The organism is Achromobacter sp. ACM03 (assembly GCF_014851665.1).
Classification (GTDB): domain Bacteria; phylum Pseudomonadota; class Gammaproteobacteria; order Burkholderiales; family Burkholderiaceae_B; genus Achromobacter; species Achromobacter aegrifaciens.
Genome location: NZ_JACVAD010000008.1, coordinates 1 through 12,497 on the forward strand (window position 1 = coordinate 1; position 12,497 = coordinate 12,497).

The 12,497-nt window shown below is 64.8% G+C and carries 11 protein-coding genes and 1 pseudogene; 6 read left to right on the top strand and 6 right to left on the bottom strand.

Going from position 1 to position 12,497, the window contains the following annotated elements; translation table 11 throughout:
* Positions 1-106: pseudogene (locus tag IB257_RS26520) on the bottom strand (branched-chain amino acid ABC transporter permease); the annotation flags it as partial.
* 171 nt (positions 107-277) lie between these two features.
* Here IB257_RS26520 and IB257_RS26525 point away from each other — a divergent pair.
* From IB257_RS26525 to IB257_RS26535, 3 genes are all read left to right on the top strand, one after another.
* Complete coding sequence (locus IB257_RS26525) at positions 278-907, top strand: LysE family translocator (protein ID WP_054455566.1); 630 nt, start codon at positions 278-280, stop codon at positions 905-907.
* Positions 908-1,018: 111 nt separating this feature from the next.
* Complete coding sequence (locus tag IB257_RS26530) at positions 1,019-2,626, top strand: peptide chain release factor 3 (RefSeq protein WP_054455568.1); 1,608 nt, start codon at positions 1,019-1,021, stop codon at positions 2,624-2,626.
* Between the two features lie 24 nt (positions 2,627-2,650).
* Entirely contained in the window at positions 2,651-3,337 is a 687-nt protein-coding gene (locus tag IB257_RS26535; RefSeq protein ID WP_175164340.1) for a hypothetical protein, read from the top strand.
* An 80-nt stretch (positions 3,338-3,417) separates the two neighbouring features.
* On the opposite strand, the gene bfr is transcribed toward IB257_RS26535, so the two are convergent.
* Together bfr and IB257_RS26545 are read right to left on the bottom strand one after the other, a co-directional pair.
* On the bottom strand, positions 3,418-3,894 hold the full coding sequence (gene bfr / locus IB257_RS26540; protein ID WP_013390908.1) for a bacterioferritin: 477 nt from the start codon (positions 3,892-3,894) through the stop codon (positions 3,418-3,420).
* 366 nt (positions 3,895-4,260) lie between these two features.
* Positions 4,261-5,175 (bottom strand): DMT family transporter, encoded by a 915-nt coding sequence (locus IB257_RS26545; protein ID WP_054455572.1) that lies wholly within the window; start codon positions 5,173-5,175, stop codon positions 4,261-4,263.
* Positions 5,176-5,303: 128 nt separating this feature from the next.
* Here IB257_RS26545 and IB257_RS26550 point away from each other — a divergent pair, with 128 nt between their 5' ends.
* Positions 5,304-6,161 carry a LysR substrate-binding domain-containing protein gene (locus IB257_RS26550; RefSeq protein ID WP_054455574.1) on the top strand — a complete coding sequence of 286 codons (858 nt, stop codon included), beginning with the start codon at positions 5,304-5,306 and terminating at the stop codon, positions 6,159-6,161.
* 30 nt (positions 6,162-6,191) lie between these two features.
* Here IB257_RS26550 and IB257_RS26555 read toward each other — a convergent pair whose 3' ends face one another.
* On the bottom strand, positions 6,192-6,473 hold the full coding sequence (locus IB257_RS26555) for a bacterioferritin-associated ferredoxin (protein ID WP_054455575.1): 282 nt from the start codon (positions 6,471-6,473) through the stop codon (positions 6,192-6,194).
* A 133-nt stretch (positions 6,474-6,606) separates the two neighbouring features.
* On the bottom strand, positions 6,607-8,052 hold the full coding sequence (gene rpoN / locus IB257_RS26560) for an RNA polymerase factor sigma-54 (RefSeq protein ID WP_054455577.1): 1,446 nt from the start codon (positions 8,050-8,052) through the stop codon (positions 6,607-6,609).
* On the opposite strand from rpoN, the gene IB257_RS26565 reads away from it, so the two are divergent.
* Positions 8,051-8,668 (top strand): hypothetical protein, encoded by a 618-nt coding sequence (locus IB257_RS26565; RefSeq protein ID WP_054455579.1) that lies wholly within the window; start codon positions 8,051-8,053, stop codon positions 8,666-8,668. The two genes, rpoN and IB257_RS26565, sit on opposite strands and share 2 nt — an antisense overlap.
* Before the next feature lie 528 nt (positions 8,669-9,196).
* Complete coding sequence (gene leuA / locus IB257_RS26570; RefSeq protein WP_054455581.1) at positions 9,197-10,909, top strand: 2-isopropylmalate synthase; 1,713 nt, start codon at positions 9,197-9,199, stop codon at positions 10,907-10,909.
* 66 nt (positions 10,910-10,975) lie between these two features.
* On the opposite strand, the gene IB257_RS26575 is transcribed toward leuA, so the two are convergent.
* A complete protein-coding gene (locus IB257_RS26575; protein ID WP_054455583.1) occupies positions 10,976-12,304 on the bottom strand; it encodes an amidase in 1,329 nt (442 codons plus the stop codon).
* Positions 12,305-12,497 lie beyond the last annotated feature (193 nt).

A 12,497-nucleotide genomic window follows, 5' to 3' on the forward strand; every position in this document is an offset into this window, starting at 1 on the left:
CCACCCCGCCGCGCCAATAGCGGAACACCACCAGCACCAGCAGCGCCAGCACTACCGCCACCCAGAAGCCGTAGAACACCTTGGGCGCGACGGCAAGCCCGCCGACCGTCCGGCCCACGCCGGCCGCAACGAAGGCCGTCCGCAGCAGAATCATCGCCGTCCGGAGGGCTCCGGCCGCCCGGCAGGCAATGGCGGTTCCGGACGCCCCTCGGGCGCGCCGCGCGCCGCGTTGCTGAGCAAGTAATATCACCGCAACCGCTACCCACGGACCCGCGCCATGCCCTTATCTACCTGGTTGACGTTCTTCCTGGCCTCCTGGGCCATTTCGTTCTCGCCTGGCGCGGGCGCGATCTCGGCGATGTCCTCCGGCCTGAAGTACGGCTTTGCGCGCGGCTACTGGAACACGGCTGGCCTGATCATGGGCATCCTGTTCCAGTTCGTGGTGGTGGCCGTGGGGCTGGGCGCGGTGCTGGCCACCTCCGAGGTGGCCTTCAACGTGGTCAAGTATCTGGGCGTGGCCTACCTGATCTACCTGGGCGTGCGCCAGATCCGCACGGATGCGGCGCCCGTCACAGTGGATTCCGGCGATCCCAAGCGCGCCACGATCCGGGAACTGGTGCTGCGCGGCTTCCTGATCAACACCATGAACCCCAAGGGCACGGTGTTCCTGCTGGCCGTGGTGCCGCAGTTCGTGGATACCGCGCTGCCGCTGACGCAGCAGTATGCGGCGATCGCCGCCACGCTGGCGTTCACCGACCTGGTGGCCATGGGCGTGTACACGCTGCTGGCGGCGCGCGTGCTGCGCCTGCTGCGCAGCGCCAAGCATATCCGCTGGATGAACCGGACCTTCGGTTCGCTCTTCATCCTGGCCGGCGTGTTCCTGGCTTCGTTCCGCCGCCATTCCTGAACCCCATGCGCGGGGCATGCGTTGGCGACGGCGCATGCCCCGCGCGTTTTTCATGCCCGATACCGGACCGCGCCGGGCCCAAAAGCGGCGCCAAGTAAAATCCTTCCGATCATGAACATCCCTCACGAAGTAGCGCGGCGCCGTACGTTCGCCATCATTTCCCACCCCGACGCGGGCAAGACGACACTGACCGAAAAGCTGTTGCTGTTCGCAGGCGCGATCCAGATCGCCGGCAGCGTCAAGGCGCGCAAGGCTTCGCGCCATGCATCGTCCGACTGGATGGAAATCGAGAAGCAGCGCGGCATTTCCGTGGCGTCCTCGGTGATGCAGATGGAATACCGCGATTGCGTCATCAACCTGCTCGACACCCCGGGCCACGCGGACTTCTCCGAAGACACGTACCGGGTGCTGACGGCCGTGGACGCCGCACTCATGGTGATCGACGCCGCCAACGGCGTGGAGCCGCAAACCATCCGCCTCTTGCAGGTCTGCCGCGCGCGCAACACGCCCATCATTACGTTCATCAACAAGATGGACCGCGAAGTGCGCGAACCTTTGGAACTGCTGTCCGAAATCGAAGGCCACCTGGGCATGGACGCGGTGCCGTTCTCCTGGCCGGTCGGCATGGGCAAGGCCTTCGGCGGCGTATTCGACATCCGCCAGGACCGCATGCGCGTGTTCCGCCCCGGCCAGGAGCGCCGCTCGGACAAGGACGACTTCATCGAAGGCCTGAGCAATCCCGAAATCGCCCGGCGCTTCGGCTCGGCGTTCGAGCAGGCCAGCGGCGAGATCGAACTCATCAACGAAGCCGCGCCCGCCTTCGACCGCGAACAATTCCTGGCCGGCAAGCAGACGCCTGTGTTCTTCGGCTCCGCCATCAACAACTTCGGCGTGCAGGAAGTGCTGGACGCGCTGGTCGAACAGGCGCCGCCCCCGGGCCCGCGCGAGTCCATGCAGCGCCTGGTGCAGCCCGTGGAACCCAAGTTCACCGGCGTGGTGTTCAAGGTGCAGGCCAACATGGATCCGGCCCACCGCGACCGCGTCGCGTTCGTGCGCGTAAGCTCCGGCCGCTTCGAACGCGGCATGCGCCTGAAGGTCGCGCGCACCAACAAGGAAATGCGCCCCAACAACGTGGTGTCCTTCCTGTCGCAGCGCCGCGAGCTGCTGGACGAGGCCTATGCCGGCGACGTGATCGGCATTCCCAACCACGGCGTGCTGCAGTTGGGCGACGTGCTGACCGAAGGAGAGACGCTGCAGTTCACCGGGCTGCCGTTCTTCGCCCCCGAGCTGTTCCAGGCCGTGGAAGTGAAGGATCCGCTGCGCACCAAGCAGTTGCGCACCGGTCTCACCCAATTGGGCGAGGAAGGGGCCATCCAGGTGTTCCGTCCCGAGGCTGCCGGCGGCTCGCTGCTGCTGGGCGCGGTCGGACAACTGCAGTTCGAAGTGGTCGCCCATCGCCTGAAGACCGAGTACGGCGTGGACGCGCGGATGCTGCCTTCCCGCTACACAATGGCACGTTGGATTACGTCTGAAAACCCCAAGGCGCTGCGCAAGTTCATGGATGCCAATGCCGCCCATATCGCCTATGATGTTGTGGATGCGGCGGCGTTTTTGATCGGTTCTCCCGCGCAATTGCGCGTGGCCGAGGAACTGTATCCCGATGTGAAATTCCATGCCATGCGCGAGCACGGCGGCAAGGTTTTCGGAGACAAAGCGTAGACCCGTTCGGGTTCCGCACGGCAGATGAGGGTAGCAATGTCTTGGCGTTTCTTATTCGCAACGCTCCTGATCGCGCTTGGCGCGTCGGCCTGGGGCGGTATTCAACTGGGTGATTGGCTGGTGGCGCATGCGCCGGTGGCCGCGCCCGCTCCTGGCCAGGATGCCGCGGCATCCCAGCAGCCCGTACTGGATGCCAACGGCCGTCCTTACGTGGCCCAGCCTCCGCAGCCGCGCATCGACGGTACCTTGGGCGTGCCCGACAAGCCCGCCGACCGCGAATGGCAGGTCAACACCGTTTCGCTGTTCGACAGCGTCAGCGACCCTGCGGTGAAGATCTCGCGCGAACGCATCAGCCCGGACCAGGCCCGCGAAATCGCGGCAGCTTCGCAAGTGCCGCTGCCTTCGGGCACTTCGGACGTCAGCACCCTGGATCTGCAGGCTCCCGGCACGTCCACCGCCATCAACGGCGGCCAGGTCCAGGCAGGCGGCTACGGCACTCCGCAGATGGTGCAGGCGCCCCCGCCGCCCCCGAACACCGCGCAGGCGCCCGGCGCCCTGGGCTGGCAGGACGCGCTCAAGCGCGAACTCGCGCATTGCGCCACGCAAGGCTTCTTCGAACGCCCCTCGTGTTCCTGGGCCGCGCGCAACAAGTACTGCGGACCCAACCGCGCCTGGGGCACCATGGCCGAGTGCCCGGCTCGCCCGAACTGAAATATCGGCGCGCGGCATGCGCCGCATGACACCGACAAAAAAATGGCGCCCCTTAGGGCGCCATTTTTATGACCGGAACATTACTCCGGCACGGACATCTGGCTTTGCAGATAATTCTGGATACCGACCTTGTCGATCAGGTCGATCTGCGTTTCCAGGTAGTCGATGTGCTCTTCGGTGTCGTCCAGGATGTCCTGGAACAGATCGCGCGAGACATAGTCGCGCACCGATTCGCAATGCGCGATCGCTTCCTTCACGGTCGCCTGCGCGCCTTGCTCCAGCTTCAGGTCACAGGCCAGCAATTCCGGCACGTCTTCACCGATCAGCAGCTTATGCAGGTCCTGCAGGTTGGGCAGGCCGTCCAGCATGAAGATGCGCGCGATCAGGCGATCCGCATGCTTCATTTCGCCGATGGACTCTTCGTACTCGTGCTTGCCCAGCTTGTCGAAGCCCCAATGGTTCAGCATGCGGGCATGCAGGAAATATTGGTTGATGGCCGTCAGTTCGTTGGTCAGTTGCTTGTTCAGAAACTGGATGACGGTTTTGTCGCCTTTCATGATGGACTCCTTGCAGTCAGGCGCGACGCAGATGCATCGCGACAAAGGAGCGCACGATGCCGCGCGTACGCAACCCCGGCAGACTACCACCTGGCGCGGGGCCGCGCCTAGCCTTGCGCTGCATTTGGTAAACCGCTTTAGGAGCGCTACAAGAAAGCGACACGCCAATGAGAATGAGTATGCGTGCGTGATGCCTTGCATGCCGGCATCAGCAATGATGCGGCCTGACGGCGCGCGATGTCGCCGAATCCGCCGCGCGATCCACGCGATCGCTGGCAACGATGCGTCCCTCGACCGCGTGAAACGCGCCGGCTCGTGGCCGGCGGCATTTCGTTGCGGATCGGCAACCTCGGCTGGGGCTGCGCGTTACTCGGCGCGCCGCGTGGCCAGCCAGATGCCCAACGCGATCGGGACGATGCCCAGCAGATCCAGCCACGATACGTGCTCGCCCAGCACCAGCCACCCGAACAGCAGGCCCAGCGGCGGCATCAGGAAGTGCAGCGCGCTTGCCGCAGTAGCGCTGGCGCGGCCGAGAATCATGAACCACAGGTAGTAGCCGCCCATCGACACCGCGACAATCATGTAGGCCATGCTCCAGAACAGGCTGGCCGTCATGCGCGCATCGCCGATGTTCTCGTGCATCAACGCGAAGGGCAGCAAGGCTACGGCGCCGGCCAGGGACTGTATGCCCGTGGACGTCCACAGGCCGGAGGACGGCTTCAAACGCTTGTAGAGCAGCGTGCCGGCCACCAGCGCCACCAGGCCGCCCGTCACCAACAGCGTGCCATGCAGGTCCTCCTGCATGCCCGACAAGCGTGAACGCAGCACCAGGGCCACGCCCGCCAATCCCAGGCACAGGCCCAGCAGTTTGCGCCATCCCAGCCGTTCGCCCAGCACCGGGCCGGCCAGCACGCCGATGAGCAGCGGGTTGGTGCTGATCAGCACCGCGGTAAACGCCGACGACACCGTCGTCATGCCCGACCAGCTCAGGCCGAGGTACAGCGCGTTGTTCAGCACCCCCAACAGGATCAGCGCGGCCAGATCGCGCGCGCTTGGCATCTTCCAGCGGCCGCTCGCCGCCGCCAGGCCCAGCATCAAGGCTCCCGCGATCACGAAACGGATGGTCAGCAAGGTCAGCGGCGGACAGTCCCGCACGGCGATCTTGGCCGCAGCGAACGCCGAGCTCCACAGAAAGCAAAAAGCTGCGATGGGCGCCCAGCTGATGCCCGGCGAGGCTTGAGCTGGAATGGCGGCGGCGGAAAGGGTCGAGGTGGCCTTCATGATGAGTCCGGAAGGTGGCGCTAAGCCGCAATGGCGGCGGATGGACGAATTCTGCGCGGCCGCCCATCCATTGACAAACTCTTTATTCGGATCGAAAGTATTTAAAAAATGAATGCATGGAGCCGGCGATGCCTGACCTCGATCTTTTGCACAGCTTCGTGTCCGTCGTGGATGCCGGCGGCTTCACGGCGGCGGGCGAACGCGTACACCGCAGCCAATCCACGGTCAGCCAGCAGATCCGCAAGCTGGAGGAATCCCTGGAATGCGCGCTCTTCATCCGCGAAGGCCGCCAAGTCTTGCTGACCGAGGACGGCGAGCGTCTCCTGGGCTATGCCCGGCGGATGCTGGCCTTGTCGACCGAGGTCCGTGAAGCCGTCAGCGGGCGCAAGCGCGTGGACGTGATCCGGCTGGGCATCCCGGACGACTTCGCGGCTGACGCGCTGACCATTCTGGTGTCGGAATTTGCGCGGACCCGCCCAGGCGTGCGGCTATCGGTCCGCTGCGACCTGACTTCCGCGCTCACGCGCGCACTGGAGCGGGGCGACCTGGACGTGGCGCTGCTCAAACGCGAGCCCGGCGCGGGTGCCGCGTTGGCCGCCTGGCCCGAACACTTGCATTGGATCGGTGCACCCGGAATGGAACTCGCGTCCGCCGAGCCGGTGCCGCTGGTCGCGTTTCCGCAAGGCTGCATCTACCGCAATCGCGCCATCCATGCCCTGGAAGCTTCGGGCCGGCACTGGCGCATCGCCTACGAAAGCCCGAATCTGATGGGCCTGCAAGCGGCATTGACGGGAGGGTTGGGCGTGGCGCTGCTGGAGCGGCGTTGCCTCTTGCCGGACCATCGGATCATCGACGCAGGGCTGCCGTCCGTGCCGTCGACCGAATTGGCGTTATGCCTGGCCGATACGCTGCGCGAACCTGCGCGCCAACTGGCGATGACTATCCGGGAATTTTGCGAGAAAGAAGCAACGCGGCCCGCTGCGTGACGGCAGCGAGCCGGTAAGAGACGACCATCCTCAGGCGATGGCGACCAGGGGAATCGGGAAGCTGCTGTTGGCAGCAGGCGCGCCCGACTCGACCAGAGCGGCCGGAGGATTGACCGGAACGGCTATGGAACGCACGTCGCATACGCTGGAACAGCGTCCACCCGGCAGGTATTCGGTCGCGGTAGCCGCGCAGCAGCCGCAGCACGTGGCCACGCCCAGCTCGAATTGCAGGTCGGAAAGCGTCGTCGCGCCCGCGTCCACGCTGGCGCGGACTTGGCGTTCGGTGATGGCATTACATACGCAAATGTACATGAGAATAATTATCGAAAATTATTCCGCTACTGACAAGCCCCGCATGCAAATAAATTTGCAACCAAAGTGTCACGCAAGTCTTTGAAATTAGGGACGAATTTTCATAACCCCGTCCCTCATTTCATGACCCGGGTCAGCGGGCTGCCGCCTGCGCCTTGCGCAACGCCGCCGGGGCTATCCGCAGCGCTTCGCGGTACTTTGCCACCGTCCTTCGGGCGATGACTATCCCCTGATCGGCCAGCTTTTGCATGATCTGGCTGTCAGACAAAGGCTTGGCCCGGTTCTCTTCGGCCACCATCTGGCGGATGAAAGTCTGCACTGCCGTGGCCGAGGTGGCATCCCCGCCGTCCGTCGAAACCCCGGTGCCGAAGAAGCGCTTGAGTTCCAGCGTGCCAAACGGAGTGAGCATGTACTTCTGTGTTGTGGCCCGTGAAATGGTGGATTCATGCAAACCGAGCTCGCCGGCGATGTCCTTCAGGATGAGCGGCCGCATGGCGGCCGGCCCCTGGCTGAAGAAGGCCGTCTGGTGCTGCACGATGGCCTGGGCCACCCGCAGGATGGTGTCGAAGCGCTGTTCCACGTTGCGGATCATCCAACGGGCCTGCTGCAGCTGCGATTGCAGGCCCGCATGCGCGGATTCCTTCTGGTTGCCCAGCATCTGGGCGTACAGCCCGTTGATCTGCAGCTTGGGCACGGCGGCGCTGTTGAGGGTGACCTGCCAGCCGCCGCGCGTCTTGCGTACGATGACGTCCGGCACCGCGTAATCGGCCGCGGGCACGGTCCAGGCACGCCCCGGGCGGGGCTCCAGGCGCAGGATCAGGGCATGGGCGGAGCGGAACGTGGCTTCGTCGCAGCCCACGGCCGCGCACAGGCGCGCGGCGTTGCCCGTCGCCAGCAAGGCCAGGTGCTGCGCGCAGATCTGGCGCGCGCAAGCCAGGACCGCGGCATTCGCGGCTTCAGGCAGTCGATCCAGATCCGGGTTGCGTAGCTGCAACAGCAGGCATTCCGCCATGTCGCGCGCGCCTATGCCGGGCGGATCGAAAGACTGCAAAAGCGACAAGGCCGCCTTCAGCTCGTCGATGTCTGGTTCCAGTTCGGGCGGCAACCAGTCCAGGATTTCCTCCAGCGGTGATCCCAGGTAGCCGTTTTCGTCCAGCTCGTCGATCAGAAGACCGGCGAGCGCGGCGTCGCGCGGCGCGGCGCGCGTCAACATCAGTTGGCCCAGCAGGTGCTCGCGCAGCGTATCCGGCCGAGCGGCCTCGGGCCGGCTGGAGTCTTCGTCGGGGTAGACCCCGCCCGAACCCGGCATTTCATCCACCGGCGAGTCGCGTTCGGCGGCGGGCTCGTCATCCTGCACCGAGGACTCGCGGTCGGACTCGGCCGGCGCCTCGGCCGACGGCGCTTCGTCCTGCCGCTCCAAGAGCGGGTTCTCCGCCAGCACTTGCGAAATCTCGGCTTCGAGGTCGAGCGTGGACAGCTGCAACAATCGGATCGATTGCTGCAGTTGTGGCGTCAGCGTCAAATGCTGACCTGGTCGCAGTTCTAAAATTGGACGGGTCATAGGTACAATATTTTGCATGATGAATCTGACTTCGCCCGCAAGCGTCCGCCAGGACTGCCGCCTCATTGGCCAGACCCTGCTCAAACTGGCGCTTCCCCGACTCGTAATGCGTGCGATCGTCATCGCCGTCGCTGTGGTCATCTGGTATCTCGCCGCCAACTGGATACTGAATTTCGGCCGCACCGTGAACTACGAGTTCCTGCATTCCCTGGGGCAGCCGACCGTGGACATGGTGCAGAAGGTCAACCCCTACATCTGGTGGGTGGTGGCCGGCATCTGGACCCTGATCGTGTTCTTCACGCTGCGCGCCTGGCTGTCCGCCAGCCTGGCTTCCGGCAGCGCCACCCCGGTCGAAACCAGCGTGCTGGCTGACCTGGCGCCCAACCTGACCGAGGAAACGCTGGGCGTGCTGCGCTGGACCTGGGGCGATCGCCAGGAGCCCTTCACGGTGGGCGATCTGCGCCGCTCCCTGTCTGAAATCCGCCACAACCGCGCCGGCAAGATCGCCATGGTCGCGGAACAGGCCCGCATCCTGGAGTCGTCCGACCGCCAGCCGCGCGATCCGCGCGACGAGGTCCGCCGCGAAGCACGCAGCGAACGCTACGTGGAACCGCGCATCGGCCCGGCCCGGTAAGCCCGTCCGTCCTCCCTCCATTGCCATAGCAGGCCGCCGACAGGCGGCCTGTTTTTTTTGCTTCAACCGTACGCCTGGCCTGGCAACCCCGTAGCGTGCCTCCCGCCCCCCCGTCCAACCTCGTTTTGCCGAATATTCTTCAGCAAAATGCGTTGCCACCAGCGTATATTTCACCCCAACACAAAAGAGTGTTCAGTTGCGCATTCGGCAAAAATGTGTTTGACTAGCAACCTATGGCCGCTCACCGCACCCCCTTCGCGATTGCCACCGGACGCTACGACGCTCCGGTTGCCGGCCTGCGCGCTCGTTTCTCCTCCTACGCGCTATCGCTATACCTACCGATCGGTTGCCGGGCCTAGTGTCCCCGTGGTAGCTCGGCAACCACGCTTGCCACACGCGATTTCCCCCTTTTATCTCTGAATCCTGCCGGTCAATCACGGCAAATCCTGGCGCAAGACCGCAATCCGGTCGCGCAGCCGCCTAGGGAAGCATTCCCGGGATTCAAAAGAAACCGATCGAGGTGTAGTAATGATGCTTGCCAACCCCGCCACCAAATACGTCCCCTTCGCGCCCTTTACCCGCGACTTTTCCGAACGCACCTGGCCCAGCCGCCGCATCACCAAGGCGCCGATCTGGATGAGCACGGACCTGCGTGACGGCAACCAGGCCCTGATCGAACCGATGAGCGTCGAGCGCAAGCTCCGCTTCTTCGAACAGCTGGTGAAGATCGGCTTCAAGGAAATCGAAGTGGGCTTCCCGTCCGCTTCGCAGACCGACTTCGATTTCGTGCGCAAGCTCATCGACGAAAAGCGCATTCCTGACGACGTCACCATCATCGTGCTGACCCAGTCGCGCGAAGACCTGATCAGCCGCACGGTGGAATCCGCCGCCGGCGCCAAGCAAGCCATCGTCCACCTGTACAACGCCTGCGCCCCGGCGTTCCGCAAGGTCGTGTTCAACATGAGCAAGGACGAAATCAAGAACATCGCCACCACCGGCACGCGCCTGGTGAAGCAGTACATGGCGCAGCACCCGGAAACGCAATGGCGCTACCAGTACTCGCCCGAAGTCTTCAGCACCACCGAACCCGAGTTCGCGCTGGAAGTCTCCAACGCCGTGGCCGACGTATGGCAGCCCACGCCCGAGTGCAAGATGGTGCTGAACCTGCCCGCCACCATCGAGGCCACCAGCCCCAATCTGTACGCCGACCAGATCGAATGGATGCACAAGAACCTGGCGCGCCGCGACAGCATCGTGCTCAGCGTGCACCCGCACAATGACCGCGGCACCGCCGTGGCCGCTGCCGAATTCGCCGTGATGGCCGGCGCCGACCGCATCGAAGGCTGCCTCTTCGGCAGCGGCGAGCGCACCGGCAACGTCGACCTCGTCACCCTGGCCTTGAACCTCTACACGCAGGGCGTGCATCCGGGGCTGGACTTCTCGGACATCGACGAAGTGCGCCGCTGCGCCGAGTACTGCAACCAGTTGCCCGTTCACCCGCGCCACCCGTACGCGGGCGACCTGGTCTTCACCGCGTTCTCGGGCTCGCACCAGGATGCCATCAAGAAGGGCTTTGCCCAGCAACAGGCCGACGCCGTCTGGGAAGTGCCTTACTTGCCGATCGACCCGGCCGACCTCGGCCGCAGCTACGACGCCGTCATCCGCGTGAACAGCCAGTCGGGCAAGGGCGGCGTGTCGTACCTGCTGGAACAGGAACACGGCCTGGTGTTGCCGCGCCGCCTGCAGATCGAATTCAGCCGCGCCATCCAGCGCGTCACCGACGAAACCGGCCGCGAAGTCACGGCCGACGACGTGCACACCATCTTCAACCGCGAATACCTCGAGCAGAAGTCGCCGTGGAAGCTGGTGCGCCACCGCATCGACGGCAATCCGTCGGCAGGCGAAGGCCAGCACTTCAGCATCGAAGCTGAATTGGAATACAACGGCGAACGCCGCATCGTGACGGGCAAGGGCGACGGCGCCATCTCGGCCTTCGTGGCCGCGCTGGACGTGCCCGTGCGCATCATGGACTACCACGAGCACGCCATCGGCACCGGCACCGACACGCGCGCCGCTTCCTATGTCGAACTGCGCGTCGGCGAATCCAGCACGGGCTTTGGCGTGGGCATCGATCGCGACATCGTGACGGCTTCCTTCCAGGCCGTGCTGAGCGCCGTCAACCGCCACATCAATGCCGGCGCTGTGACCGCAACCGAGCAAGAAACCGCCGAAACCGCGTGATCCGCAATCCGGCGTAAAAAAAGCCAGCCTTATCGGGCTGGCTTTTTCTTTGGACGCGCGCCGCGCTTATCCGCGTGGCCAGATGTCGGCCGCGCCGATATCTGGCGCGGTGGCCGCAAGGAGCCGCTGATGGACCCAAGCGGCGATTGCCAGCGTGCGGTGGTCGCTATAGCGCGCGCCGACCAGCTGCAACCCGACGGGCAAGCCCTGCGGGCCGGTGGCGAAGGGCAGGCTGAGGGAAGGATGGCCGAATACCGTCCACGCGCGCGAGAACTGCGGATCGCCCGTACCCAGGTCCGCGAACGGCGCCTCGCCGCTGGCGCTGGGCGCAAGCAGCACGTCGTATTTGTCGAACCACGTGTCCACGCGCGCGCGCGACTCGGCGACGCGCATCAGGTTCTTCTGGTGTTCTTCAGCAGTGATGCGCGAGCCCGCTTCCAGGATGGCCTGGATCTTGGGGCTGAGCTGCGCCGCATGCTCCAGGCGCTCGTAGGCCAGCGCCTGCGAAGCTTCAAACGCCATGATGTCCGCATGCAGCTGCACCAGAACGCAATGCTCGGGCGGCAGCGGCAGTTCTTCGACCACGGCGCCGGCGCGCGACAGGATGGCCGCGGCCTGCGCGTAGGCTTCCTTGGTTTCGGGCAGCGCATGCCGCCATTGCAGGCTGCGGTACATGCCGATACGCGGCTTGCCGTCATAGGCCAGATCAAGCATGCGCGGATCGCGCATCAGGACGGAAGCAAACAATGCCACGTCCGGCACCGAACGCGCGAAACCGCCGATGGTGTCCAGGGACTCCGCCAGGCTTTTGACGCCCGCGCGGGAAATGCTGCCAAAGGTGGGTTTGAAGCCCACGATGCCGCAATAGGAAGCAGGGCGGATGATGGAAGCCGCGGTCTGCGTACCCAATGCGAAGGGCACCATGTCGTCGGCCACCGCCGCGGCCGAACCGCTGGACGAACCGCCGGGCGAGTAGGCTTCGTTGCGAGGATTGCGCGTGGGGCCTGCCAAATAGGTGGCGAATTCAGTCGTCACGGTCTTGCCGACGACGATCGCGCCTGCGCCCCGGCACAGCGCCACCGAGGCCGCGTCCAGGCCCGGATGGTGGCGTTCATAGATGGGCGAGCCATAGCGCGTGGGCAGGTCGACAGTGTCGAACAGGTCCTTCACGCCCATGGGCAGGCCATGCAGCACCCCGCGCAGCGCGCCGCGGTCCAATTCCTGCGCGCGATCCAGCGCGGCCTGCTTTTGCAGCGCGGTCCAGGCGTGGATGGTGCTTTCGCGTTGCTCGATGCGCGCAAAGCATGCGCGCACCAATTGCTCTGCGGTCAATTCGCGCCGTTGCAGCTTGCGCGCGGCTTCCAGCGCGCCAAGTCTGTTCAAGGCAGTAGACATGGTCCTTTCCTCTTTACCGGTACCGCGCGTGTCGCACGGCAGCTAAATACGCACCCGGTCCCCTTTGACCGAGGATCCGCCTTTATGCGCGGCATATTGCCGCGCAGTTCGGATGGACCGACTCCAGCCATTGTGCGCGCTGCGTCAATTGGGATAAACACCGAAAAAGCCGCTTTTTCCCGGGAAAATCGCA

What these genes read in the sequence shown, in the direction of transcription:
- IB257_RS26525 (WP_054455566.1), top strand. Translation starts at nt 278, where the DNA reads ATGCCCTTATCTACCTGGTTGACGTTCTTCCTGGCCTCCTGGGCCATT.
- IB257_RS26530 (WP_054455568.1), top strand. Translation starts at nt 1,019, where the DNA reads ATGAACATCCCTCACGAAGTAGCGCGGCGCCGTACGTTCGCCATCATT.
- IB257_RS26535 (WP_175164340.1), top strand. Translation starts at nt 2,651, where the DNA reads ATGAGGGTAGCAATGTCTTGGCGTTTCTTATTCGCAACGCTCCTGATC.
- bfr (WP_013390908.1), bottom strand. Translation starts at nt 3,894, where the DNA reads ATGAAAGGCGACAAAACCGTCATCCAGTTTCTGAACAAGCAACTGACC.
- IB257_RS26545 (WP_054455572.1), bottom strand. Translation starts at nt 5,175, where the DNA reads ATGAAGGCCACCTCGACCCTTTCCGCCGCCGCCATTCCAGCTCAAGCC.
- IB257_RS26550 (WP_054455574.1), top strand. Translation starts at nt 5,304, where the DNA reads ATGCCTGACCTCGATCTTTTGCACAGCTTCGTGTCCGTCGTGGATGCC.
- IB257_RS26555 (WP_054455575.1), bottom strand. Translation starts at nt 6,473, where the DNA reads ATGTACATTTGCGTATGTAATGCCATCACCGAACGCCAAGTCCGCGCC.
- IB257_RS26565 (WP_054455579.1), top strand. Translation starts at nt 8,051, where the DNA reads ATGATGAATCTGACTTCGCCCGCAAGCGTCCGCCAGGACTGCCGCCTC.
- rpoN (WP_054455577.1), bottom strand. Translation starts at nt 8,052, where the DNA reads ATGCAAAATATTGTACCTATGACCCGTCCAATTTTAGAACTGCGACCA.
- leuA (WP_054455581.1), top strand. Translation starts at nt 9,197, where the DNA reads ATGATGCTTGCCAACCCCGCCACCAAATACGTCCCCTTCGCGCCCTTT.
- IB257_RS26575 (WP_054455583.1), bottom strand. Translation starts at nt 12,304, where the DNA reads ATGTCTACTGCCTTGAACAGACTTGGCGCGCTGGAAGCCGCGCGCAAG.